This window comes from Mesorhizobium sp. ES1-1 (genome assembly GCF_020164785.1).
GTDB lineage: Bacteria > Pseudomonadota > Alphaproteobacteria > Rhizobiales > Rhizobiaceae > Mesorhizobium.
Genome location: NZ_JAIUGX010000005.1, coordinates 212,211 through 235,260, shown reverse-complemented (window position 1 = coordinate 235,260; position 23,050 = coordinate 212,211). Strand labels below are relative to the sequence as shown.

At 64.5% G+C, this 23,050-nt stretch carries 20 protein-coding genes and 1 pseudogene; 11 read left to right on the top strand and 10 right to left on the bottom strand.

What is annotated here, in order from left to right; translation table 11 throughout:
• Positions 1–107 precede the first annotated feature (107 nt).
• The 3 genes from LB513_RS11240 to LB513_RS11230 all read right to left on the bottom strand — a co-directional run bounded on the left by LB513_RS11240 (position 108) and on the right by LB513_RS11230 (position 3,987).
• Positions 108–1,388: an NAD(P)/FAD-dependent oxidoreductase gene (locus LB513_RS11240; RefSeq protein ID WP_224663565.1), complete on the bottom strand. Its 1,281-nt coding sequence runs from the start codon at positions 1,386–1,388 to the stop codon at positions 108–110.
• The gene (locus LB513_RS11235) at positions 1,385–1,909 is read right to left on the bottom strand and encodes a flavin reductase family protein (RefSeq protein WP_224663564.1); all 525 of its coding nucleotides are present in this window, start codon (positions 1,907–1,909) and stop codon (positions 1,385–1,387) included. The genes LB513_RS11240 and LB513_RS11235 overlap by 4 nt, the downstream gene beginning before the upstream one ends.
• Before the next feature lie 152 nt (positions 1,910–2,061).
• Complete coding sequence (locus LB513_RS11230; RefSeq protein WP_224663563.1) at positions 2,062–3,987, bottom strand: sigma-54-dependent Fis family transcriptional regulator; 1,926 nt, start codon at positions 3,985–3,987, stop codon at positions 2,062–2,064.
• A 395-nt stretch (positions 3,988–4,382) separates the two neighbouring features.
• Here LB513_RS11230 and LB513_RS11225 point away from each other — a divergent pair, with 395 nt between their 5' ends.
• The 4 genes from LB513_RS11225 to LB513_RS11210 all read left to right on the top strand — a co-directional run bounded on the left by LB513_RS11225 (position 4,383) and on the right by LB513_RS11210 (position 8,726).
• Positions 4,383–5,492: an LLM class flavin-dependent oxidoreductase gene (locus LB513_RS11225; RefSeq protein ID WP_224663562.1), complete on the top strand. Its 1,110-nt coding sequence runs from the start codon at positions 4,383–4,385 to the stop codon at positions 5,490–5,492.
• 24 nt (positions 5,493–5,516) lie between these two features.
• The gene (locus tag LB513_RS11220; protein WP_224663561.1) at positions 5,517–6,782 is read left to right on the top strand and encodes a D-arabinono-1,4-lactone oxidase; all 1,266 of its coding nucleotides are present in this window, start codon (positions 5,517–5,519) and stop codon (positions 6,780–6,782) included.
• A gap of 35 nt (positions 6,783–6,817) precedes the next feature.
• Positions 6,818–8,293, top strand: coding sequence for an aldehyde dehydrogenase family protein (locus LB513_RS11215; protein WP_224663560.1), 1,476 nt, complete (start codon positions 6,818–6,820; stop codon positions 8,291–8,293).
• Between the two features lie 79 nt (positions 8,294–8,372).
• A complete protein-coding gene (locus LB513_RS11210; protein ID WP_224663559.1) occupies positions 8,373–8,726 on the top strand; it encodes a RidA family protein in 354 nt (117 codons plus the stop codon).
• Between the two features lie 13 nt (positions 8,727–8,739).
• Here the strand turns inward: LB513_RS11210 and LB513_RS11205 are convergent, their stop codons facing one another.
• The 7 genes and pseudogenes from LB513_RS11205 to LB513_RS11175 form a co-directional block, all read right to left on the bottom strand.
• Positions 8,740–9,906 (bottom strand): serine hydrolase domain-containing protein, encoded by a 1,167-nt coding sequence (locus tag LB513_RS11205; protein ID WP_224663558.1) that lies wholly within the window; start codon positions 9,904–9,906, stop codon positions 8,740–8,742.
• A gap of 18 nt (positions 9,907–9,924) precedes the next feature.
• Positions 9,925–10,951, bottom strand: a pseudogene (locus LB513_RS11200) (ABC transporter ATP-binding protein); the annotation flags it as partial.
• Positions 10,944–11,978 (bottom strand): ABC transporter ATP-binding protein, encoded by a 1,035-nt coding sequence (locus LB513_RS11195; RefSeq protein ID WP_224663556.1) that lies wholly within the window; start codon positions 11,976–11,978, stop codon positions 10,944–10,946. The gene LB513_RS11195 and the pseudogene LB513_RS11200, both read right to left, overlap by 8 nt.
• Positions 11,979–11,989: 11 nt before the next feature.
• The gene (locus LB513_RS11190; protein WP_411962700.1) at positions 11,990–12,811 is read right to left on the bottom strand and encodes an ABC transporter permease; all 822 of its coding nucleotides are present in this window, start codon (positions 12,809–12,811) and stop codon (positions 11,990–11,992) included.
• Positions 12,812–12,840: 29 nt separating this feature from the next.
• The gene (locus LB513_RS11185) at positions 12,841–13,854 is read right to left on the bottom strand and encodes an ABC transporter permease (protein WP_224663554.1); all 1,014 of its coding nucleotides are present in this window, start codon (positions 13,852–13,854) and stop codon (positions 12,841–12,843) included.
• Between the two features lie 188 nt (positions 13,855–14,042).
• A complete protein-coding gene (locus LB513_RS11180; protein ID WP_224663553.1) occupies positions 14,043–15,662 on the bottom strand; it encodes an ABC transporter substrate-binding protein in 1,620 nt (539 codons plus the stop codon).
• 428 nt (positions 15,663–16,090) lie between these two features.
• Positions 16,091–17,122, bottom strand: a complete 1,032-nt coding sequence (locus LB513_RS11175) for a TetR/AcrR family transcriptional regulator (protein WP_224663552.1) — start codon at positions 17,120–17,122, stop codon at positions 16,091–16,093.
• 155 nt (positions 17,123–17,277) lie between these two features.
• Between LB513_RS11175 and LB513_RS11170 the strand changes: the two genes are divergently transcribed.
• From LB513_RS11170 to LB513_RS11140, 7 genes are read left to right on the top strand one after another with little or no spacing between them, the layout of a single operon-like run.
• Entirely contained in the window at positions 17,278–18,519 is a 1,242-nt protein-coding gene (locus LB513_RS11170; protein ID WP_224663551.1) for an ABC transporter substrate-binding protein, read from the top strand.
• Between the two features lie 5 nt (positions 18,520–18,524).
• Positions 18,525–19,538, top strand: coding sequence for a branched-chain amino acid ABC transporter permease (locus LB513_RS11165; protein ID WP_224663550.1), 1,014 nt, complete (start codon positions 18,525–18,527; stop codon positions 19,536–19,538).
• Positions 19,535–20,461: a branched-chain amino acid ABC transporter permease gene (locus tag LB513_RS11160; RefSeq protein ID WP_224663549.1), complete on the top strand. Its 927-nt coding sequence runs from the start codon at positions 19,535–19,537 to the stop codon at positions 20,459–20,461. The genes LB513_RS11165 and LB513_RS11160 overlap by 4 nt, the downstream gene beginning before the upstream one ends.
• On the top strand, positions 20,458–21,246 hold the full coding sequence (locus LB513_RS11155) for an ABC transporter ATP-binding protein (protein WP_224663548.1): 789 nt from the start codon (positions 20,458–20,460) through the stop codon (positions 21,244–21,246). Before LB513_RS11160 ends, LB513_RS11155 begins: the two co-directional genes overlap by 4 nt.
• Positions 21,243–21,968: an ABC transporter ATP-binding protein gene (locus tag LB513_RS11150; RefSeq protein WP_224663547.1), complete on the top strand. Its 726-nt coding sequence runs from the start codon at positions 21,243–21,245 to the stop codon at positions 21,966–21,968. Before LB513_RS11155 ends, LB513_RS11150 begins: the two co-directional genes overlap by 4 nt.
• Entirely contained in the window at positions 21,961–22,374 is a 414-nt protein-coding gene (locus tag LB513_RS11145; RefSeq protein ID WP_224663546.1) for a PaaI family thioesterase, read from the top strand. The genes LB513_RS11150 and LB513_RS11145 overlap by 8 nt, the downstream gene beginning before the upstream one ends.
• Positions 22,375–22,391: 17 nt before the next feature.
• A complete protein-coding gene (locus tag LB513_RS11140; RefSeq protein WP_224663545.1) occupies positions 22,392–23,018 on the top strand; it encodes a VOC family protein in 627 nt (208 codons plus the stop codon).
• Positions 23,019–23,050: the final 32 nt, after the last annotated feature.

Below are 23,050 nucleotides of genomic sequence, written 5' to 3'. Positions count from 1 at the left end.
AGCCCGGCCGTGCTTGTTTCTGTCCTCCCGCAGCCGGTTTATCGCCGTCGCATCGGTGACGAACCAGTCTCTCGCGTGAGACAGGGATCGGGGGTTGCCCGCCCGCATCAGCCGAACCGCCTTGGTGAAAAAGCCTCGATCGGCACGCGCGGCGGCTTGCCGGCGATAAGATCGGTGACCAGATGCCCTGTGGTGGCGCCTGCCGCCATGCCGACATGGCCATGGCCAAAGGCGTAGACGACATCACGCAGACGCCGGGAGTGTCCGATGACGGGCAGCGAATCCGGCATGCTTGGCCGAAAACCCATCCAGACCGAAAGTCGATCCTCCGGATAGTTTTCGCTGAGGCCGGGAAACAGCCGTTTTCCGAGCTTCAGCAGGTTGCGTGCCCGCCTCCAGTCCGGAGCCGCCTGCAGCCCCGCGAATTCCACGGTGCCCGCAAGCCTGAGACCTGTTTCCATCGGCGTCGCCACGAACTTGCCGGATGTGTCCATGATCGGCAGTCGCGGCCGCGCCTCGGGATTGCTGACGATGATGTGGTAACCGCGTTCCGTATCGAGCGGGACGCTGTCGCCGAGCTCTCTGGTGAAGCGTTTCGAATGGGCGCCGGCGGCGACCACGGCGCGGTCCGCGGCCAGGAAGCCGGCGTCCGTGCGCAGTCCCGACAGCCTGTCGCCCGCAAGCTCGAAGCCGTCGACCCTGGCGCGCTTGATCTGGCCGCCATCGCGCAGAAAGGCATCGGCAAGGGCGTTGACCAGCCGTTGCGGGTTGACCGTATGGCCATTGCCCGGCAGGAAAACCCCCAACTGGTAGTCGTGCGACAGACTGGGCTCCAACTGCCAAAGGGCGTCGCGCTCGAGCACCGTGTATTCGATGCCGTTGCTTTCGCGCAATTGCCAGGCGAACGCGTCGGCCTCGAAGTCCGCACGGGTCAAATAGACCATGAGATGGCCGTCGCGCCGCAGCAGGTCGAGCGCCCCTGCATTCTCCACCAACGGCCGGTAGGCGCCCGGCGAATCCCGCAGCAGGCCGGCCAGTGCCGCCGCCTGCTTCTCCACCCGCTCGCGCGAACCTGCCTGCAGGAACCGCAGCAGCCACGGCGCGATGCTGGGCAGATATGGCCATCGGATCGACAAGGGTCCGAGCGGATCGAGCAGCCACCCCGGCACCTTGGCCAGATTGCCCGGCATCGACATCGGCACGACCGAGGACGGGTTGAAGCAGCCGGCATTGCCGAAGGAGGAGCCGCCTGCGATCTCGCCCGGTTCGATGATGGTGACGGCGAAGCCTTCGCGCAGCAGCCAGCTCGCGGAGCAGACGCCGATCACGCCGCCGCCGATCACCGCCACATGGGTCTTGGAATGAGCTGGCCGCCCCGCCTCGCTCATTGGGTTGCACCGGTAGCCGGCGGACAGCGGAGCCCGCCGAACCGTCCATCCATATAGACCAGCGGGTGGAGCTCGTCGTCGATCAGCCGTGTTTCCACCACCTCGCCGAATACCACCGTATGCGTCTGCACTTCCATCGCGCGGTGGATGCGGCAGTCGAAGCTCGCCAAAGCTCCGGTCAGCGCCGGGGCGCCGGTCGACAAGGTTTCCCATTTGCACAATTCGAACCGGCGATGGCGGTCCTTGGAGGAACTGAACAGCCGCGCCGTTTCCATGTCGGCTTCGGCCAGCACATTCACGCAGAACCGGCCGGATGCCAGCATCAGATCGTGGCAGGAGACGGATTTGTTGACGCAGACCAGCAGCAGGGGCGACGGATCGGCCGAAACGGACGTAACCGACGTCGCGGCGAAGCCATGCGGCTGCTCGCCGTCTATGGTGGTGACGATTGAGACGCCGGCGGCCAGGCGGCGCATTGCGAGCTTGAACTCGGCAAGTTTGAATTCGATTGGATCAGGCATGTCGGTCTCCTTCAGACCCAGTCGGGCGGTGTGCCGGCAAGCGGCAACGTCCGGTGGGTTGGAAGGAGCAACGCAAGTCACGTGCCAGCCTGATGCAAGCGTCGATCCGGGTTGGATCGGCCGCCAAGTTCGGCGCCCTTGACAGGCTGGGCTCAGCCGCGCACGACCTTCTGGGCGACGATCCCATGCGCGCGCATCTTGCGGTAGAGCGTGGCCCGGCTCATGTCGAGCGCATCGGCTGTCCGGCTGACATCGCTGTCCAGCCGCTCGAGCGTCGATACGATCATCCTGCGTTCGGCATCCTGCAGCGCCTGGCGGGGATGCGGCGCCTGGGCGGGCATTTCAGCGGCTCCGGTTCGCGGCGAGGCGAAGTCGGCAAGCAGCAGGTCCTCGACCTCGATGACGCCATTTTCGCACACACGTCGCGCCCGCTGCAGCACGTAGCGCATCTCACGGATATTGCCCGGCCAGGCATAGGTCCGAAGGACGGCGACCACCCCGTCGCTGAGCCGGACGGGCGGGCCGGACCTGTCGGCTGCAAGCAGGCGCAGGGCAATGTCGAGAATGTCCTTTCGTTCACGCAGCGGCTGCATGTCGACGACCACGCCCGCCAGGCGATAGTAGAGGTCGCGCCGGAAGCGGCCCTCGGCGACGGCGGTCGAAAGATCGTTGTTGGTCGCAGCGATGATGTTGATGTCGACCGTCTGGGTCTTGGCCGAACCGAGCGGGCTGACCTCCCCGGTCTCCAGGACCCTGAGCAGCCGCGTCTGCAAGGACAGCGGCATGTCTCCGATCTCATCGAGGAAAAGCGTGCCGCCATCGGCCTGCTTGAGGCGGCCGACATTGCCTTCCCGCTTGGCTCCCGTGAACGCGCCGGCGCCATAGCCGAACAATTCGCTGTCGATCAGCGACTCCGGAATAGCCGCGCAATTGAAAGCGACAAGCGGCTTGTCGCAGCGATCGCCTTCGCGATGCAGGGCGCCCGCCAAAGTGTCCTTGCCGACGCCGGTCTCGCCAAGCAGCAGGATCGGCAAACCACTGCCGGAAATGCGCCGCAGCAGCCTGGAAAGAACGGTGAGGCGAGGATGCGAACCGAGGCACTGTTCGATCGTCGGGCCCTGGGAGGGGGCAATCTCGATCGCCGGTTCGACGCCGGGACGGGCGGCGGGTTGCGCAACCTTGGCGATGGCGCGTCTGGCCGGCACCGGCCTTGGCGCGATGATTTCCGCCTCGTAGAGCGCTTCGGTATCGAGCCGTCTCAGGCCGAGCTGCCTGCCGTCCCTGGTGATGCTGTCGCGCGCCTCCGGCGTGCCCTGGAACAACTCCCAAAGCGTCGCCCGGTTGAGGCGCTCGGCGATGGATCCGAACACATTCCGCGCCTGCCGGTTGGCGCCGACAATGCGCTGCTCCTCGTCCAGGGCCAGAAGCACGGTCGAGCCGTCGCCGCGGATTTTCAGGATCGAGCTGCCGGGGAAGTGATCGAGAAAGAGCTGGTTGCTCAGCCGTTCGGCCGTGTTCATGGTCAGGCCGGCGGCGAGCGCGAAGGTGTCGGAGGTGATGCGCGGATCGCCCGTCGCAACATTGAGAACGCCGATCATTTCCGCGTCGGCCGACATCACCGGCGCGGCCACACAGGAGACGGAGGCATAGGCGCGGAAATAATGCTGCCGGCCCAGCACCATCACTGGGCGGCGTTCGATGATGCAGGTTCCGACGCCGTTCGTGCCGACCGCGCCTTCCGCCCAGATCGTGCCCGGCCGCTCCAGCTTCAGATCTTCGTCGTTCTGCGGATCGCCACGATAGCGCAGGATGATGCCGGCCATGTTGGAGAAGCTGGCGCAGAAATTCGAACCGCGCAAAGTCGACTGCACGAATTCCAGCTCGTTCTTGATGGTCTCCAGGTTGGGGTCGAACGGCTCGCAGAGCTCAACGACCTCGCGGTCGCTCAGCGAGGAAAGGCGTGGGTTCGCATTGGGGTCGAAGTGATAGCGTTCCTGGCAGCGCTGCCAGGAATTGTCGAGGCTGGCCAATCCGCCGACGGCCGTTGACTGCGCGACTACACGGCCCAATGAGTCCATGCGGAGCTTGTCCTCTCTGATGCATCGGTCCGAAATCAGGATCGGCCTTCGGAAAGCACGATACGGAGATTCAAGGTAGCCGAGCATTTTTCGCGCGTCAAAGTGGACGCAATCTCGCTCATATGTCCACAAACTATGCAGCTTTGAAATCTGCCGTCAAGATAGGCAAGTCAGCGTCTTGGCGTCAATGCGCCGTAGTGTTCGCTCCCGGCGCCATCGGAGCCGTAGCGCGGCATCAGAAATGAGACGACTTTCGCTGCCGCGAGACGGCTTCCAGCAGAACACGCAGCGAAGCCCCAGCCGAACACGCGGAAATCAGCCCCACGCGTCATGTCGGCCACAATGGCACGGGCCTTGCTCAACCCTCCTCACTGGAAACGAGTAAGGAGATTGCGATGAAACTCGCGTTTTTCATGATGCCGATGCATAATTTGAACCGCGATTACCACACGACCCTGATGGAAGACGTGGAATCGGTCGTGCTGGCTGAAAAGCTCGGTTTCGAGGAGTGCTGGGTCGGCGAACATTACACATGCGAAATCGAGCAGATCTCGTCGCCGATCACCTTCCTTGCATTCCTTGCCAGCAAGACGAAGACCATCAAGCTCGGCACCGGCGTTCTTCCCTTGCCGCTCTATCATCCGGTCATGGCAGCCTCGCACGTCGCCTTGCTCGACCATCTGACCGAGGGCAGGCTCATCCTAGGTGTCGGCACGGGCGCCTTGGGATCCGATTTCGAGGCCTTCGGCATGCCCGACGCGAACCGCCCCGAAATGATGATGGATTCGCTCGACATCATCCAGCAGATCTGGGCCGGCAGTGCGCCTTACGAGATCAAGGGCAAATATTGGAACGTGACGCTCAAGGACAATGTCTGGCCCGATCTCGGCGTCGGCTCCTTCGGCAAGCCCTATCAGCTGCCGCACCCGCCGCTCGCTCTGTCGGTCAGCAGCCCCAACTCCAATTCCATCCGCATCGCCGCGCAGCGCGGCATGATGCCGATCTCCGCGAATTTCGTCGCCTCCTGGGTGGTGAAGACCCATTGGGACACCTATGCCGACGAGCTGAAGAAGCTCGGCAAGAAGCCCGACGGAAACCAGTGGCGCGTGGCGCGTTCGATCTTTGTCGCCGACACCGACGAAGCGGCCGAAGCCTATGTGAAGACCCCGAACGGCGCCTATGACTGGTATTACGACTACATGTTCACGGTCTACCAGCGGCTTGGCGCGGCCAAATTGCTGGCGCCGACGCGCGAAACGGCCGAAGCCGACATCACCTATGAGATGGTGCGCGACAGCTTCGTCATCTGCGGCAGCGTCGAGACCGTGACCCGCAAGATCCTCGAGCTGCGCGACGAGGTCGGGCCCTTTGGCACGCTGCTGATGACGGCGCATGATTGCAAGGACAAGGCCGTGATGCACAAATCCATGGAACTGCTTGCCACGCAGGTGATGCCGGCGGTCAATGCCGAGCTGGAAAACAGCCGCGTCAAGCTTATCGCCTGACGCCAGGAAAGATCGGAGATGGACATGCGACAAGCCGAAACGGACGTGCTGGAGCCGGGCAAGCTGTGGTGGAACTGGTTCGGCGAGCATTATTTCGTGCCGGCCAGCACGGTCCTGCCGCGCAGCGAGGAGGATGTGCGCCAGGCCGTCCTTGCGGCGGCGCGGCTTGGATTGCCCGTCCGCTCGTCCGGCAGGGGGCACGCCAACACGCCTGCCGTGCCGACGCCGGGTGTCCACATCGACTTCCGCGCCTTCAACGAGGTCCTGTCCCTGGACAGGGAGCAGATGCGCGTCACCGTGCAGCCCGGCATCAGCGTCGGCGAACTCAGCCGGTATCTGAGAACGCAGGGCATGTCGCTCAACAACCAGGGCGACATCGACACGCAATCAGTCTGCGGCGCGATCATGACGGCGACGCATGGCGCGGGAATAACCTTGCCATGCATGTCGATGCAGATGATCGCCGCGCGGATCGTGACCGCCGACGGCAGCTTCCTGGACCTTTCGGCCGAGGCCGACGGCGAACTGTTCAAGGCCTTCCGTGCCTCGATCGGCATGTTCGGCGTGGTCGTATCCATCACGCTGCAGGCGGTTCCATCCTACAACCTCTTCAAACGGTCCTGGAACGCCGACATCGAAGACTGCCTCGGCGGGCTGCATCAGCGGCTGGAGGACAACAGGACGTTCTGGTTCTTCTGGTTGCCAAGGCGCGAATCCGCCGACCTGTTCGTCCTGCCGAGCGGCGTGCCCAACCTGGCCAGCCGCGATTACGACATCTGTCATATGCGCAGCTACAACGCCGTGCCGGTCGATGAACCGGCCCCCGCCCCCGAGCCCGGCTCCCAATTCGACCATTCCTCGGTGATCTTCCCGAACCTCTACGAGCCGAACTTCCGCGAGATCGAATATGCCGTGCCGTTCGAGGATTTCGAGGCGACTTTCGACGAGGTCCGCCATCTCTTCCTCCAAAAGCACAAGGACTTCACCTTCCCGGTCGAATGCCGGCCGGTGAAGGCGGATGATTCCTATCTTAGCGCCTATGCGGAGCGCGATGGCTATGCGCTCTCGGTCTCGGGACCGTTGGAACCGTCGACCTGGGCCATGCTCAGGGATGTCGATGCCATCTTCGATCGGCACGGCGGGCGCCCGCACTGGGGCAAGCATCATTTCATGACGCAATCCAGGCTGGAAAAACTCTATCCGCGCTACCACGACTTCAAGAGGATGCGCCGTGAGCTGGATCCCGCCGGCATGTTTCTCAACGACCATCTGCGGGCGCTGTTTGCCTGAAGCGCCAACGCCGCGCGGGACCTGAAGGACTTTCCATGAACCAGCACATTCTTGGACGCACCGATGTCGTCCGCAAACTGATCATCGACGGGCGCTTCGTAATGCCCATGGAAGGCCGGACATTCGGCACGTACAACCCGGCGACGGGCGAATTGCTAGCCACGATCGCGGAGGGCGACGCGCGCGACATCGACCTGGCGGTTGCGGCGGCACGGCGCGCCTTCGAGGGGCCGTGGTCGAAATTCACGCCGTTCCAGCGCCAGGAAGTCATCCTGAAATTCGCCGACTTGGTCGACCGCCATTTCGAGGAATTCAGCCAGCTCGACACGCTCGACATGGGCATGCCGATCACCATGACGCGCGGCCGCCGGCAACGCGCCATCGGCATGCTTCGCATGTATGCCTCGATGTGCGTGACGATCGGCGGCAGAACCCTGCCCAATTCCCTGCCTGGCGATGTTTTCGCCTATACGCTCAAGGAACCCGTTGGCGTGGTGGGCGCCATCACGCCATGGAACGCGCCGCTGACCAGCACGATCTGGAAGATCGGACCGGTTCTTGCGACCGGCTGCACCATGGTCCTGAAACCGGCGGAGGATGCGCCGCTGACCGCGCTGCGGCTTGGCGAACTAGCACTGGAAGCAGGCGTTCCGCCAGGCGTGGTCAACGTGGTTCCCGGTCTCGGCACCGTGGCCGGCGCTGCGCTTGCCGCCCACATGGATGTCGACAAGGTCGCTTTCACGGGATCGGACGCCACCGGCCGCCGGATCATCGAAGCCTCAAAGGGCAACATCAAGCGGCTGATGCTGGAACTCGGCGGCAAATCGCCAGACATCGTCTTCGCCGACGCCGATCTCGACAAGGCGGTCGCCGGAACCGCGATGGGCATCTTCGGCAATAGCGGCCAGATCTGCAGCGCGGGCTCCCGATTGCTGGTCGAACGGTCGATCTATGACGGCTTCGTCGAGAGAGTGGCCGATTTCGCCAAGGCGCTGAAGGTCGGCAACGGCATCGAGCCCGACACGCAAATCGGCCCGGTCGTCTCCGGCAAGCAGATGGAGCGCGTCCAGTCCTATCTCGGCATTGGCGTCGGCGAAGGCGCCGAAATCGTCGCCGGCGGCAATCGTCTCGTCGACGGTGAACTCGCGCAGGGACATTTCCTTGAACCGACGGTCATGAAGAACGTCACCCACGACATGCGCATAGCCCAGGAGGAGATATTCGGGCCCGTCGTCACGGCCATCCCCTTCGACGATGTCGGCGAGGCGCTGCGCATCGCCAACTCGACCGTCTATGGGCTGGGCAGCGGCGTCTGGACCCGCGACGTGGCCAAGGCGCATGGGGTGGCAAAGGGCATCCGCTCAGGCACCGTCTGGGTGAATTGCTACGGAGTGCTCGACCCGGTCATCCCCTTCGGCGGCTACAAGATGAGCGGCTATGGGCGGGAGTCCGGCATCGACCATGTCGAGGAATATCTCTCGACCAAGGCCGTGGTGCTCCAGAACGGCTGATGCATCGCGGCCCGGACTGGCCCGGACATGACAGGCACTGGCGCTGCGCGCCAATCGACGGATATTTGAGGAGAAGGCCTTGACCATCAAGCGCACCGATTTCACCGGTCGTTTCCATCGCATCGTCGAGGTCGGCGGCACCGTCTATCTGGCCGGCGTCACCGCGCGCCATGGCGGCGCGGATGTAGGCGGGCAGACGGCCGATGTGCTGGCGCAGATCGATGAGCTTCTCGCCAAGGCCGGCGCGTCCAAGCGCGATGTCGTCACCGCCAATATCTGGCTGGCCGACATCGGCGATTTCGCCGGCATGAACGCGGCCTGGGATACCTGGGTGGATAAGGAGCACGCTCCGGTACGCGCCACGGTGGAATCGAAACTCGCCCGTCCCGAGCTCAAGGTCGAAATCCAGGTCCAGGCCGTCAGGCAGGACTGAGACGGCGAATGTTCTATGGGCTTTGCACGCATGCCGACAGAGCGGCTAGCAGCGAGCCTGACCTTGGGTCATGGCCTTCGAACTGCCGGAGCGTGTTGGTCACGTAGGAGAAGCCGGTCTTCAGCGTCGGCCAGGCGCCGTGCAAGGATCCGCCGGCGCCGTCATGGCCAAAGCCCACCGGAACGCTGCCAAACAGAGCTTCCCTCGTCTGCAAACCGAATCCGACGCCGTAGGCCAGTTCCTGTTCGAGATAAGGCTCGACGCCGCGCGCCAGACAAGTGTAGCCGAGCGCGATCGTCTCCGGCCTTAGAATGCGGGTCCCTTCCAGTTCGCCGCCCCGCGCCAGGCATCCGTAGAGCCGTGCCGCGGCGCGCGCGGACGCAATGCCGTTGCCGCCCGGAACCTCCGCCGCGCGCCAGGAGCGCGAGTTCAGCGGCAGCGGGTAGGGTCTCGACCTCGGCGGATTGTCCCAGATCGACCAGGCCACGCGGTCCGTATCCAGATCGCTGCGTTTCGCCCCATAATTTTCGCCGCGCTCGAGCACCGCGACGCGGGGCTCCTGTTCGGGCGGAAGACCGATCCAGGCATCGAGGCCGAGAGGCCGCGCGACATCCTCCGCGAACAGCCGGCCGACACTGCGGCCATCGATGCGCCGGATCAGTTCGCCGCAAAGCCAGCCGAATGTCAGCGCGTGATAATACAATATCGTGCCGGGTTCCCGCACCGGCGACTGGTCGGCCAGCAATCGCGCCATGCGGACATCGTCGGTCGCCTCTTCCACCGAAACCGGAGTGGCAAGGCCAGGAAGGCACGCCTGATGCGAAACCAGGTGCCGAACGAGGATCCGCTCCTTCCCGCGTGCGGCGAATTCGGGCCAGTAGGCGCCTACTGGGCTGTCCAACTGGAGTTGCCCGCGCTCGATGAGGAGCAGCAGGCACGTAGCGACGAAGCCCTTGGTGCCCGAAAAGATTCCGGCGATCGTGTCCTCGCGCCAGGGCCGGCGACTTCCGCTGTCCGCCCAGCCTCCCCAAAGGTCGACGACCGTGCGCCCATCGACCACAGCCGCAAAGCCCGCTCCATGATCGCCGCGTTCGGTAAAATTGGTGCGGAACTCGTCCGCCACGGCTTCATATCCAGGCGCGACGAAGCCATGTATACGGACCTCAGCCGCATCACCCATCGGTCCACCGTCAGTTGGCAAAGCCGATCTCCATCGGCTGCGGGAAATGGCACGCGGCGAAATGCCGGGGCTCGATCTCCACCAGCGCCGGTTTGACCTTTGCGCATATGTCCTGCGCCTTGAAGCAACGTGTGCGGAACGGGCAGCCCGACGGCGGATTGATCGGGCTTGGCACGTCGCCCTTGAGCAGGATCTGGTTGCGACCGCGTTCGATATCGGGGTCGGCGACGGGAACGGCAGACATCAAGGCCTGCGAATAGGGATGCAGTGGCCGTGCATAGAGGCTCGCCGCCGGCGCCACTTCGACGAAGCGGCCGAGATACATAACGGCCACGGTATGCGAGATGTGGCGCACCACCGACAGATCGTGCGCCACGAAGACATAGGCGGTCTGCAATCTCTCCTGGATTTCCTTGAGCAGGTTGAGCACGCCGGCCTGGACCGAGACGTCCAGCGCCGATACGGGCTCGTCGAGCACGACCACCTCGGGCTTCAATGCCAGAGCGCGGGCGACTACTACGCGCTGTCGCTGGCCGCCGGAGAGCTGATGCGGGTAGCGCCTGCCGTAATCCGCGCCGAGGCTGACCAAATCGAGCATCTCGGCCACCCGTTCGCGCCGCTCCGAGCGCGTCATGGACGTTATCCGCAACGGTTCGGCGATGCTGTCGGCGACGCGCATACGCGGATGCAGCGATCCGTACGGATCCTGGAAGACGAGTTGCAGATGGCGGCGCATCGCGCGCATCGAGGCCGCGTTCAGCGAAACGACGTCCGTGCCGTTGACCTCGACGCTGCCCGCCGTCGGCTCGATAAGCCTCAGCAGGCAACGGCCGAGCGTCGACTTCCCGCAACCGGACTCACCGACCAGGCCGAGCGTCTCGCCGGCCTCCAGGTCGAAGGACACGTCATCGACCGCCTTCAACTGCGCCACCTCGCGCCGGATGAAGGTTCCGCCCATCATGGGAAAGGACTTTGACAAATGTCTCACCGACAAGGCGAATTGGCCTTTGCCGGAGTTCGATGAACGATCGATGGTTTCAGCCATTCTGGCCCTGCCTTTCGGCTTCGTTGCCGCGATCCCAGGGCGGTAGCCTGTCGGCGAAGTGGCATGCCGATCGGTGCCCGCCGAAAGCCATCGTCGGGGGCGCGGTCGTCCGGCAGATGTCCTGGGCATGGATGCAGCGCGGATGGAAGGCGCAGCCTTCGGGATAGGCGCCGAGCCGCGGCGGGGCGCCGGGGATCGAATAAAGCTTGGAGCCTGTCGCGGTCAGCTTGGGGATCGAGGCGATGAGCCCGCGCGTGTAGGGATGGCGAGGATCGGCGAATAGGTCATGCACCTCCGCCTCTTCCACCACCTGGCCGGCATAGACGACCGCCACACGGTCGGCATGGCCGGCGACGACGCCAAGATCGTGCGTGATCAGGATAAGCGCCAGGCCGAGCTTCTCCTTCAGCTCTCGCAGCATCCGCATGATCTGCGCCTGGACCGTGACATCCAGCGCCGTCGTCGGTTCGTCGGCAACGAGAAGCTCCGGGTCGTTCGCGATCGCCATGGCGATCATCACCCGCTGGCGCATGCCGCCCGAGAATTCATGCGGATATTGATTGATCCGGCGGTCAGCCTGCGGAATGGCGACAAGCTCAAGCAGGTCCAGCACCCGAGCCGTGGCCCCCTTCCCGGTCAGGCGGCGATCATGCAGGAAAAGCACCTCACGGATCTGGTCGCCTACCGTCATGACCGGATTGAGCGACGACAGCGGATCCTGGAAGATCATGCCGATTCGCGAGCCGAGCAGCGAGCGCATGTGCTTGCGCTGACGGCCGACAAGCTGCTGGCTGTCGAAGTGGACCGATCCGCTTACCACGGCGTTGCGGGCCTGCAATCCGAGGGCGGCCAGCATGCTGAGCGACTTGCCGGATCCCGATTCGCCGACAATGCCAAGCACGCCGCCTCGCGAGACATCCAGGTCTATGCCGCGCACCGCCAGCAACGTGCCGCTGCCGGTCGAAAAACCGACCTTGAGATCGCGGACCCGCAGGAGCGGCTCGGCCGCAGCCGGGGCAATGGTCATCGCGGCCGCCGTCATTTGGACGACCTAGGATCGAAATAGTCGCGTAGGCCGTCGCCGATGAAATTGAAGCCGAGCACGATAGTCAGGATGGCCATGCCTGCCCCGAAAGCGATCCACCAATTGTAGAAATAAACGGTGCCGTCCGAGATCATCGCTCCCCATTCCGGGGTCGGCGGCCGCGCACCGAGGCCAATGAAGCTCAACGACGCGCCGAGCAGGATAACCTGTCCGAGGTCCATGGTCGCGCTGATCAGGACGGGCGTCCAGCACAGGGGCAGGATATGCTTGGTCAGGATGCGAAAATCGCTGGCGCCGGCAGCAACCGCGGCCTCGACATGTTCGCGCTCCCGCACTTCCAAAACCTGGGCCCGCACCAGTCGCGCATAGATCGGCCACCACACCACCACCATGGCGATGGCGGCATTGCCGAGCCCGGGGCCGAGCGAGGCGGCGACGGCCATGGCCAGCAGGATTGCCGGAAAGGACAGGGTGATATCGACCAGCCGCATGATGGCCGCGCCGACGAAGCCGCCCCTGTAGCCGGCGATGGCGCCGGCCGCCGTGCCGATGAGCACCGCGCTGATTACCACCAGGACGGCGATCGGCAAGGACTGCCTTGCGCCATAAACGGTGCGCGCAAACACGTCGCGCCCCAGCGCGTCCGTCCCCAGGAGATGGTCGGGACTGGGCGGCTGCAGACGGCGCCCGGCCAGATCGAGAGGGCTGAACGCCGACAGCCAGTGCGGGAACAGCGTGGCGAACAGCCAGAAAAGCACGACAGCGCCGCCGATGACGAATGAAGGCGACACCCAGGAGGGGAGCCTCCTGCGCATGGTCTTCGGCCGGATGATTGCCATGGCCATCAGTTCAACCGGACGCGCGGATTGGCGAAGACATAGGCGATGTCGGTGAGCAGGTTGGTGATCAGGAACATCATGCCGCCGACGATGGTAACGCCGATGATGGCCGGAAAATCCAGCGACCGCGCCGCGATCACCGCATAGCTGCCGATGCCGGGCCATCCGAAGACCGCCTCCGTCAGCACCGCTCCGGTGATCAAATAGGCGAATGTGTAGCCGAGCACGGTGAGAACCGGCACCAATATGTTGCGCAACGCATGCCGGAACACGACGCGCAACTCGCCGGCGCCCTTGGCGCGCGCCGTCAGGATGAATTCACGCTCCATGATTTCCAGCATGTTCGCGCGCACGATCCTGGAAATGGAGCCGGCCACCGTCCAGCCGAGCACCAGCGACGGCAGGATGAGATGCAGCAACGCATCCTTGAACGCCGCCGGATTGCCCGCCAGCAAAGTGTCGACCACCATGAAGCCTGTCAGGCTGGGCGGCGGGGTCAGGCGCGCATCGAGGCGTCCCGGGCCCGGCAACAGATGGTAGTGGACCGAGAACACGAAGAGGAGTGCGAGCCCAAGCCAGAAAATCGGCACGGAAGATCCAAAGAGCGAGAACAGCCGCGCGGTTTGATCAATCACCGAGTCGCGGTAATACGCGGCAAGCAGGCCGAGCAATATGCCGGTAGTGCTGCCAATCGCCATTGCCGCGATGACCAGTTCCAGTGTGGCGGGCAGCCGCGCAGCGATGTCCCGGGACACAGGGCGGCGCGTGACGAAGGACGTTCCCATGTCGCCGGTCACCAGGTTGGCGACATAGATCACGTAGCGCTCCGGCAGGCTGCGATCGAGCCCCCAGCGCGCCTTGGCGGCCGCCACTATCTCCGGATTGTTCATCTGCCTCTCGCTGACGATCGCCGTCAGCGGATCGCCCTTGGTGATCGTCGTCAGCAGGAAAGCCAGGGTGACGATGCCGAGCAGAATGAAAGGCATCGCAACGGCGCGCCTCATTATGTAATTGAGCATTGGCCTCTTGTCCGTCGCACCTCTTGTCGAGGAGCGATCATCCTGTTGATCTGACAGCGTGGCGGCGGACCTGGCCCGGCGCTGGTCGTCCTCTCAGCCAGCATTCCGGGCGCATGGTTTGCCGGGCAGGCTTGGCCTCGGCGGCCACCGACGGGACGCCAGCGGCCGTCCGTCCCTTGCGGGCGCCATCAATCGTCGAGCGACACTTCGTAGAGCGGCAGGATGCAGATTGCCGAGTTGCGCATGCCATGGACCTTGCTGCTGTAGGTCAGCAGCAGATTCGGGCTCATGATCGGGATGACGACATTGGCGTTCTTGATGTTCTCGCCGATCTTGAACCAGACCTTCTCGGCTTCCTCCGGCTTGGATTTCAGCGCCTGCGCCATCAGCGTCAGATTTTCCGGGATCAGGTAGGACGGATCGCGCTCCGCGCCACCGCGCTTGAACCAGAGCGTTCCCTCGGCCAGCCCGAACGTCTGCACGAATTGTGACGTGCCGTAGAAGTCGGGCGAATAATAGCCCACGGTAAACGGGATATGGTCGGTGCTGATCTTTTCGCGCCAGGCCGACATCTCGACCGGCTTCAGATCGAGCGTGACATTGATCTTGGCCAGATCCTGCTGGATTTTCTGCATCATGATCGACAGGTCTACGCCGTAGACGTTGAGCTTGGGGAATGTCGCGCTCAGCGTGAATCCATCGCCCTTTCCTGCCTTGGCGAGAAGCTCCTTGGCCTTTTCCGGGTTGTATTCAGGGATGGCGTGACCGTCGGCCCCGGGGAAGTGGAGCGGGAACGGAACTGAGATCAGCTCGCCATTGCCCTCGCCTACGGTGAACTCCCTCAGTGCCTTCCGGTCGATGGCGATCGATATCGCTTCGCGGATCTCAGGCGTCATCGGGAACGGATTCTCCACGGCGCCAGGCGCCATGGCGACATAGATGAAATTGAACGACGGCACGGATTCGACCTTCACGTCCGGCGACGTCAGGGTCTTGGCGGTCTCGGCGTCCACCTGCATGGCAACGTCTATCTGGCCGCTCTGCAACAGCTGCGCCTGCGCGACGGAATCGGCGACCTGCCGCATCACGACTTCGTCGACCTTCGCCGGCTCACGCCAGTATTTTTCATTGCGCTTGAGCCTGAGCTCCGCCCCCGGCTCATAGGACTCGAAGACGAACGGGCCCGACCCCGCCGAATGCGCCATGAACCAGCCCTCGCTTGCATCGGACTGCGCCGCCTCGGTGCCGGCGATGGCCTTGCCTTGCGCTTGCGCGACGTCGCTGTTGATGATGCCGAAGAAGGTCGCGGAGATGATGTTGAGGAATTCCGAGTTCGGCCCCTTGGTCTTGACGACGACCGTCTCGGCATCGGGCGACTCGACCGTATCGATCGTGTCGGCGAAACCGCTCCCATTCGACTTGATGTTCTTGAGCCGCTCCCAGGACCATTTGACGTCCTTGGCTTCGACTTTCGAGCCGTCCGAAAAGGTGGCCTTCGGGTTGAGCTTGAAGGTGAAGGTGGTGAGGTCGTCGCTCGCCTGCCAGCTCTCGGCGATGACCGGGACGAACTTGTTGTTGGCGTCCAGGGTCAGCAGCCCTTCGTAGACGGCTTCATTGTAGATGATGCAGGTCTCGCACCAGGAGCGGTGAATATCGAGCGAATTCACATCCATGTCCCGCGCGATGACGAGGGTCTTGGCCGACGCCGCACCGAAGGAGAGCGTCAGTGCAACGAAGGCCGTCGCCGCCAACAGGCCTTTCCAGCGCCGGCCATGGCCGGCAAAGTAACCCGATATTCCCACTGACATGACAATTCCCCTTGTTCGTTTTTCACTGCGGGCCGTGCACGTTGCGCCGATCGACCCATGCCCTTGTGCAGCAATGCAGGCATGATTGGACCACGGCGTACAGGCGGACATCTTGACCGGGTTGGGAGCGTGGCGGATGCTTTGCTCTACCGATAGCCGAGACGATGCAAGGGGCGTGCCAACAATCCCGGGCACACGACATCGGCTCGAACGGGCCGCCATGCGGGCCTGCCGGCCACCGCGTCCTTCCAGGCTTCTCGCAAACGCGATCACGGTCTCAATTGCGATACCGGGCGCGACAACCCCGCCATCGCCATGGCTGGCGGGCTCGCACGATGGCCGATCGCGCGGCCATGCGTTCGTCAACCTGTCTAACAACTGCGAACTAACGATCCTTTTCAGCTGCGGAACCGGCGAGGTGCTCCGTGTCAGTTCCTCAACCCGCGCAGTATCAGTTCCGCGACTTCATCGTGGAACGCCGTTCGGCCGAATTGCCTGACTGCGAAGGGGCGCAAGGCCCAGATATCGCAGACCGCGTCGACGAAATTGGCAGCGATCTCCGGCTCGACTGGGCGGAACTCGCCGGCCGATACGCCTTCGCTGACCAGTTGGGCGATCTGCAGCAGGAGTTTGCGGTATTCGGCCAGAACGCGTACCCGCGCGGCCGGTGAGAGGGATTTCAGTTCGCGGTTGAGGACGCCGACATCCCTGCCGAACCGGTCGCCCTTGTCGACGATCGCGGCAATCGTTGCCCGAAGCTTTTCGGTCGCCGTGTCGCAGTTGACGGTAGCCTGGTCGACATCCGTGCGCACCCTGGCCATCGTCCAGATATAGACCAGCTCGAGCATCTCGTCCTTGCTGGCGACATACTGGTACATGGTCGGCACATGCATGCCGGCCGTGTCGGCGATCTCCCGCATCGTGGCGTTACCGAAGCCCTTGCGGGCAATGACAGCCGCCGCAGCGGCCGCAATCTGTTCGCGTCTCTTGTCGGCCGGGCTCATCGTTTCCACGGGCGTCGCCGCATCATCGGGCTCGGGCTCGACGGGCTCAGGCGAAAGAGCTGACGCATCCGGGGACACAATCGCTTCGGCATCGACGACAAGATAAGTCATGCTGACGGCGCAGACGGCCTTGCCGTCCTCGTCATGCACAAGGACCTGCCAGTTCATCGTCGAGCCGTCGCTGAACAGCGCCGTCGCCTCGCCCTTGAGCCGGCCGGCCACGTGGCGCGAGAACAGGCTGGTGCGACATTCGATCTCCTGGGCCGACCGCGCCTGGCCCAGCATCGACGCCGCGCCGGCCGCTGCGAGCTGGCTCGCAAAATCCGTCAGCAGACCGAGGGGCGAGCCTTCCGAACGCACGCCCGGCACCGCCATGCGGCCGACCACCTTATCAGGCGTCGCGGAGGTGATCGTCACGGCTGGCGACCATGCCGAAGACATTTCGAGCTTTCCCATATTCCTCCCTCGCTGCCGCGGCGCAACGCATGTCCTTCATATTGCGCAAAAAATGGAATTCCAATCGCTTGACTCGAACAGCCTCCATGCGCTTCATTACTGAACGATCAGTATTACCAGACTAACGCGTGTTTTCAAACGTCATGGAGATGGGAATGTCGTGCAAAATCGGACGGCTCGCGGCTTGGGCGGCAGTTTCAGCCCTCGCCATCGTGGCGTCGGCGCAGGGGGCCGGTGCCGAACCGCTTGACCTCAAAATCGGAGCCTTGCTGGAATCGACCGGCCCGCTGTCGGAACTCGGACCGCCGGCCGAAAAGGCCATCAACCTGTCGGCCACTGTCGCCAACAAGGCGGCCAAGGACGCGGGCGTCGAGGCCAAGGTGACGATCGTCTCGGCGGATTCGCAGGGCGATCCCCAGGCCGCGCTCTCGGCGACGCGCACCCTGGTCGACAAGGGCGCCTCCTGCATCATGGGGCCGTCGACGACGCCGGAATCGATTTCGGTGCTGAACGGTATCACCATGCAGCGCAAGATCACCCTTTGGCCGCTGGCGTCGAGCACCCGCCTGCGGACCGTCAAGGATGACGGCACCATCTACCGCCCCGTGCCGGCTGACGATTTGCAGTCGAAGGCGCTGGTCAAGGCCATCGAAAATCATGTCGGCAAAGGGAAGGCCGTTGCGATCATCTTCCGCAACGAACCCTATGGCGACGCGCTGTCCAAGAGCTTCACCACGGACTGGCAGGCCGAAGGCGGCACAATATCGAGCACGATCTCCTTCGATCCCCAGCAGGAAAGCTTCGATTCCGAGGCCGGCCAGGCGGTCGACACCAATCCGGACGCCTATGTCGTGATCGACTATCCGGAAACCTACGCCAAGCTCGGCGCCGCACTGGTTCGCACCGGCAAGTTCGACGCCAAGAAGGTGTTCGTCGCCGACGCGCTGTCCTTCGCCAAGGTGCCCGACAATATCCCGCCCGAAGCGCTCGAAGGCGCCTATGGCGTGGCTGGCGGCTCGCCGACGGGAACGGATGCGTTCAAGGCGTTCAACAAGCTGTGGGACGAAGCGGGCGGCGTTGCCAATGCCTCCTACACCGCCAACAGCTTCGATGCCGCCATCCTGTGCTTCCTGTCGGCGGTCGAGGCCGGTTCCACCGAACCCGGCGCCATCCGCGACAAGATCCGCTCGGTGACCAAGGACGGTGCGCCACAATTCACCATCGAGACCCTCGCCGATGCGGTGAAGACCGCCGCCACTGGGAAGGAGATCGACTATGTCGGCGTCTCCGGCGCCTTCCGCTTCAAGGACAATGGCGATCCGTCGTCCAGCCTCTATGACGTCTTCCAGTATCAGGGCGGCAAGCAGGTCAAGATCGAACAGGTCAACGTGAAGTAAGACTGGTGACCGACACCACCCAGACCGAGAGGACGGAAGCCAGGGCTTCCGTCCTCTCATCCGCTCTTGCCGCGCTGCCGCGCCCTGCCCTGCTGCTGGCCGTCCTGATCGTCCTGCTGTGCGCGCTGGTCATCGCGTTCGGGCCGGTGCGAGCATTGCAGGCTACGGTCAACGGCTTTGTCGCCGGCAGCTACACCGGGCTCGGCGCAATCGGACTGACGCTCGTGCTCGGCGTGCTCAAGCTCGTCAATTTCGCGCATGGGGACCTGCTCGTCACCGGCGCCTATTTCACCATCCTGTTCGCCTGGCTCGGTCTGCCCCTGCCGCTGGCGATGCTGACGGCCATGCTGGCGACGGCGGCGCTGGCGCTCGCCACCGAGAAGATCATCTGGCAACCCTTGCGGCTGGCGAAGGCCGGCAGCCTGCAGCTTTTCCTGTCGGCCATCGGGCTTGGCCTCGTCTTGCGTTTTACGGTGCAGTTCTTCGCCGGCAGCCAGGTCAGGACGCTCGGCGCCAATGTCGTCACCTCGATCGCCATCGGCCCGCTTCGGCTGGGCACGCTCCAGGCGCTGGCGCTTGTCGTCGGCATTTCGGCGATGGTCATTGTCGGCCTGGTGCTGCGCTTCACCAGCATCGGCAAGGAGATGCGGGCTTTCGCCGACAATCGCGCGCTGGCGGAAGTGTCCGGCATCGACACGCAGCACATCATCAACGTCACCTGGATCGCCTCGGGCTTCCTGGCCGCGCTGTCCGGCATCCTCTACGCAACCGCCATTGGCAGTTTCAACCCGAATTTCGGCATAACGCTGCTGCTCAGCCTGTTCGCCGCCACCGTGCTCGGAGGCATCGGCAACCCTTACGGCGCGCTCGTCGGAGGGCTGGTGATCGGCCTTTCGCAGGAATGGTCGACGCTGCTGTTCAACGCGCGCTGGAAACCGGCGGTCGGCTTCGCGCTGCTGATCCTGATGTTGATGTTCATGCCGCAAGGCATATTTGGCCGGGCAAAGCGCCGCTCATGAGCATCGATTTCTGGATCAATGTCGGCGTCCTTGCGGGCATTTACGGCATCTTCACGCTGGGCCTGCAGCTCAATGCCGGCTTCACCGGCCTGCTCAATTTCGGCCAGGCCGGCTTCATGGCGATCGGCGCCTACACGGTCGGCATCCTGGTCGTCGACCGCGGCTGGTCGCTGTGGCTGGCGCTGCCGGCCGGCATCGTGCTGGCCGTGCTTGCGGGCCTGTTCGTCGGCATCGCGTCACTGCGGTTGCGCTCCGACCATTTCGCCATCGCCACCATCGCCTTCGCCGAGATCGTCCGCTACACCCTGCAGAACGCCGCCTTTTCTGGCGGCAACCAGGGCGTTCTGGGCTTCGACGCCGAATGGCGCGCCGTATCCGACTGGATGCTGCCATGGCTCGCCACGATCGGGCTTGGCGCCTACACGCAACTGCCGCTGTTCATCGTCGTGTGGCTGGCCTTCGTCGCGCTTCTCCTGATGATGAAGGGACTGCAGGCGACGCCCTGGGGCCGTGTGCTGCGCGGCATTCGCGAGGACGAGGACGCCACCGCAGCCCTGGGCAAGGACGTGTTCGCCTACAAGCTCCAGTCACTGGCGCTGGCCGCCGCACTCGCGGCGGTCGCCGGCTTCTTCGTCGCGCTCAACGTCACCTATCTCTACCCGACCGTCTTCGATCCGACCTTCACCTTCTTCGGTTATGCGCTGCTCGTGCTGGGCGGCTTCGCCAGCTATGGCGGCGTGGCGCTCGGCAGCGTGCTGTTCTGGACGCTGCTGGAAGGCACGCGGCTGATCGAGACGTCGCTCTCGGCCGGCCAGCAGGCGTCGCTGCGCTTCATCATCGTCGGCGTGTTCCTGCTGTTGATCAGCCGCCTGCGGCCGCAGGGCCTGCTCGGCAATGTCAACGAGATGCGGGTGCGGCCATGAGCGCGGACGCCATCCTCGAGGTCGCCGACGCGGTCAAGGATTTCGATGGCCTGCGCGCCGTCGATGGCGCGAGCTTTCATGTCGAGCGCGGCTCGATCACGGCGCTGATCGGTCCCAACGGCGCTGGCAAGACGACGATGTTCGACCTGCTGAGCGGTTTTGCCAGGCTGAATACTGGCACCATCCGGTTTGCCGGTCGGTCGATCGGCGGCATGGCGCCGCACAGGATCGCGCGGCTCGGCCTGGTGCGCACGTTTCAGCTGACGCGGGTGCTGGCCGGCATGTCGGTCATGGACAACATGCTGCTTGCCGCTCCCAGCCAGCCCGGCGAGCACCTGCCGTCGCTGATCCTGGGTCCGCGCCGCGCCCGCGCGGCCGAGGCCAGGTCACGGGCAGATGCGCAGGCCCTGCTCGAAACCTTCGGCCTGCGCGACAAGGCCCGCGACTATGCCGGCGCGCTTTCGGGAGGCCAGCGCAAGCTTCTGGAAATCGCCCGCGCGCTGATGACCCAGCCGTCCCTGGTGCTGCTGGATGAACCGATGGCGGGCGTCAACCCGACGCTCGGCCGCGCCATCCTCGACCACATCGCCGCCCTTCGCGAACAGCGCGGCACCACCTTCCTGTTCGTCGAACACGATATGGACGTGGTGATGAGCCGCGCCGACCGGGTGATCGTGATGGCGCAGGGCCGTGTCATCTCGGCCGGCACGCCGGCACAGGTGCGCGCCGATCCCGCCGTGGTCGAAGCCTATCTCGGCAGCGCGTCCCCGGAGACGACTGCATGAGCGGCCAAGTCCTCACCGTCGCCGGCCTCGTCGCCGGTTACGTGCCGCAGGTCGACATCCTCAACGGCGTCGCCATCACGGTGGCAAAAGACGAGATCGTCACTGTCGTCGGCCCCAACGGTGCCGGCAAATCGACCCTGCTGAAGGCGCTTGTCGGCCTCGTCACGCCGAAGAGCGGACGCATCGCGCTCGAGGACAAGGACATTGCCGGCCTGGCGCCGAGCACCATCGTGCGCCAAGGGCTCGGCTACGTGCCGCAACGCGAAAACGTGTTCGAGACGATGCCTGTCGAGGAGAACCTCGAGATCGGGCTGAAGCCGCGCCGCGACCTGCCGCTCAGGCTGCGCCTGGAGGCGATGTACGCGCTGTTTCCGCGCCTGCGCGAGCGGCGCCGGCAGATGGCCGGAAGCCTGTCGGGCGGCGAGCGCCAGATGCTGGCCATGGCGCGGGCCTTGATGCCGCAGCCCAAGGTGCTGTTGCTCGACGAGCCGACGGCCGGACTGGCGCCGCGCTTCGTCGACCTGATGTTCGAGCAGGTCGCAACCATCAACCGCTCGGGCGTCACCATCCTGATGGTGGAGCAGAACGCGACGCGCGCACTAGCCATGTCGCATCGCGGCTATGTCCTGGATCTCGGCCGCAATGCCTATGAAGGCGAAGGGCCCGCGCTGGCCCGTGATCCGAAGGTCGCCGATCTTTACCTGGGAGGACTTCATGGCTGACGCAGTGGATTTCGAGGCGCTCGATGCCATGGTGCGCGATGCGCCGTTCCATCGCTGGCTGGGTGTCACCCTGAAGTCGCTTACCGCAGACAGCGTGGAGATCCTGCTGCCATGGCGCGAGGAGTTCGTCTCCGACCCCGTGGTGCGCTACACCCATGGCGGCATCCTGGCGGCGCTGATCGACCTTGCCGGCGACTATGCGGTCGCGGCCAAGCTCGGTCGGGGCGTGCCGACCGTCGACATGCGGGTCGATTATCACCGCGCCGCACAGCCTGGCGCGCTTGTCGCCCAGGCCAGCGTCATCAAGCTCGGCGGCACGCTGGCGACGGCGGAGGCAAGGGTGTTCGACGAGCAGCAAAGGCTCGTAGCCAGCGGACGCGGCGTCTACCTGACCCTGACACGTTAGGACTGAAAGGAAACGACATGAGCGTCGAACTCGACCATATTCTCTGGGCAGCCCCCGACCTCGATGCCGGGTCGGCGCTGATCGGCCGGCTCACTGGCGTCACCCCGGCCCGGGGCGGTTCGCATCCCGGTTTCGGCACCCGCAACAGCCTGCTGTCGCTCGGCGGCATTTATCTGGAGATCATCTCGCCCGATCCGGCGCAGTCGCTCGAAGGCAACCGCGGTGGAAGCATCGCCGCGCTGGCCGAGCCGGGCCTCGCCACTTTCGCCGTGCGCACCACGGATCTCGATGCCTATGCGGCCGCGGCCGCCCGGGCCGGCATCCGCACCCGAGGTCCGATCGAAATGGGCCGGACGCGACCGGACGGCGTGCGGCTCGACTGGGCCTGCCTCTATATCGAGGATACCGTCTTCGGCGAGATGATCCCCTTCGGCATCGACTGGAAGGCCTCGCCGCACCCAGCGGCGAGCACGCCCACCGGCGCCACGCTGCGCGAATTCACCGTGCACCATCCGCAGGCCGACGCACTGGCCCGCATCTATGGCGAGATGGGCATCGAAGTTGCGGTGCGGCTTGCCGCCAGGCCGGGGTTTCTCGCGGTCCTGGGCACGCCCAGGGGCGAAGTCGTCCTCACCGCGTCCTGACAGCACCAGGCCATACGTATCCGAAAGCGAGT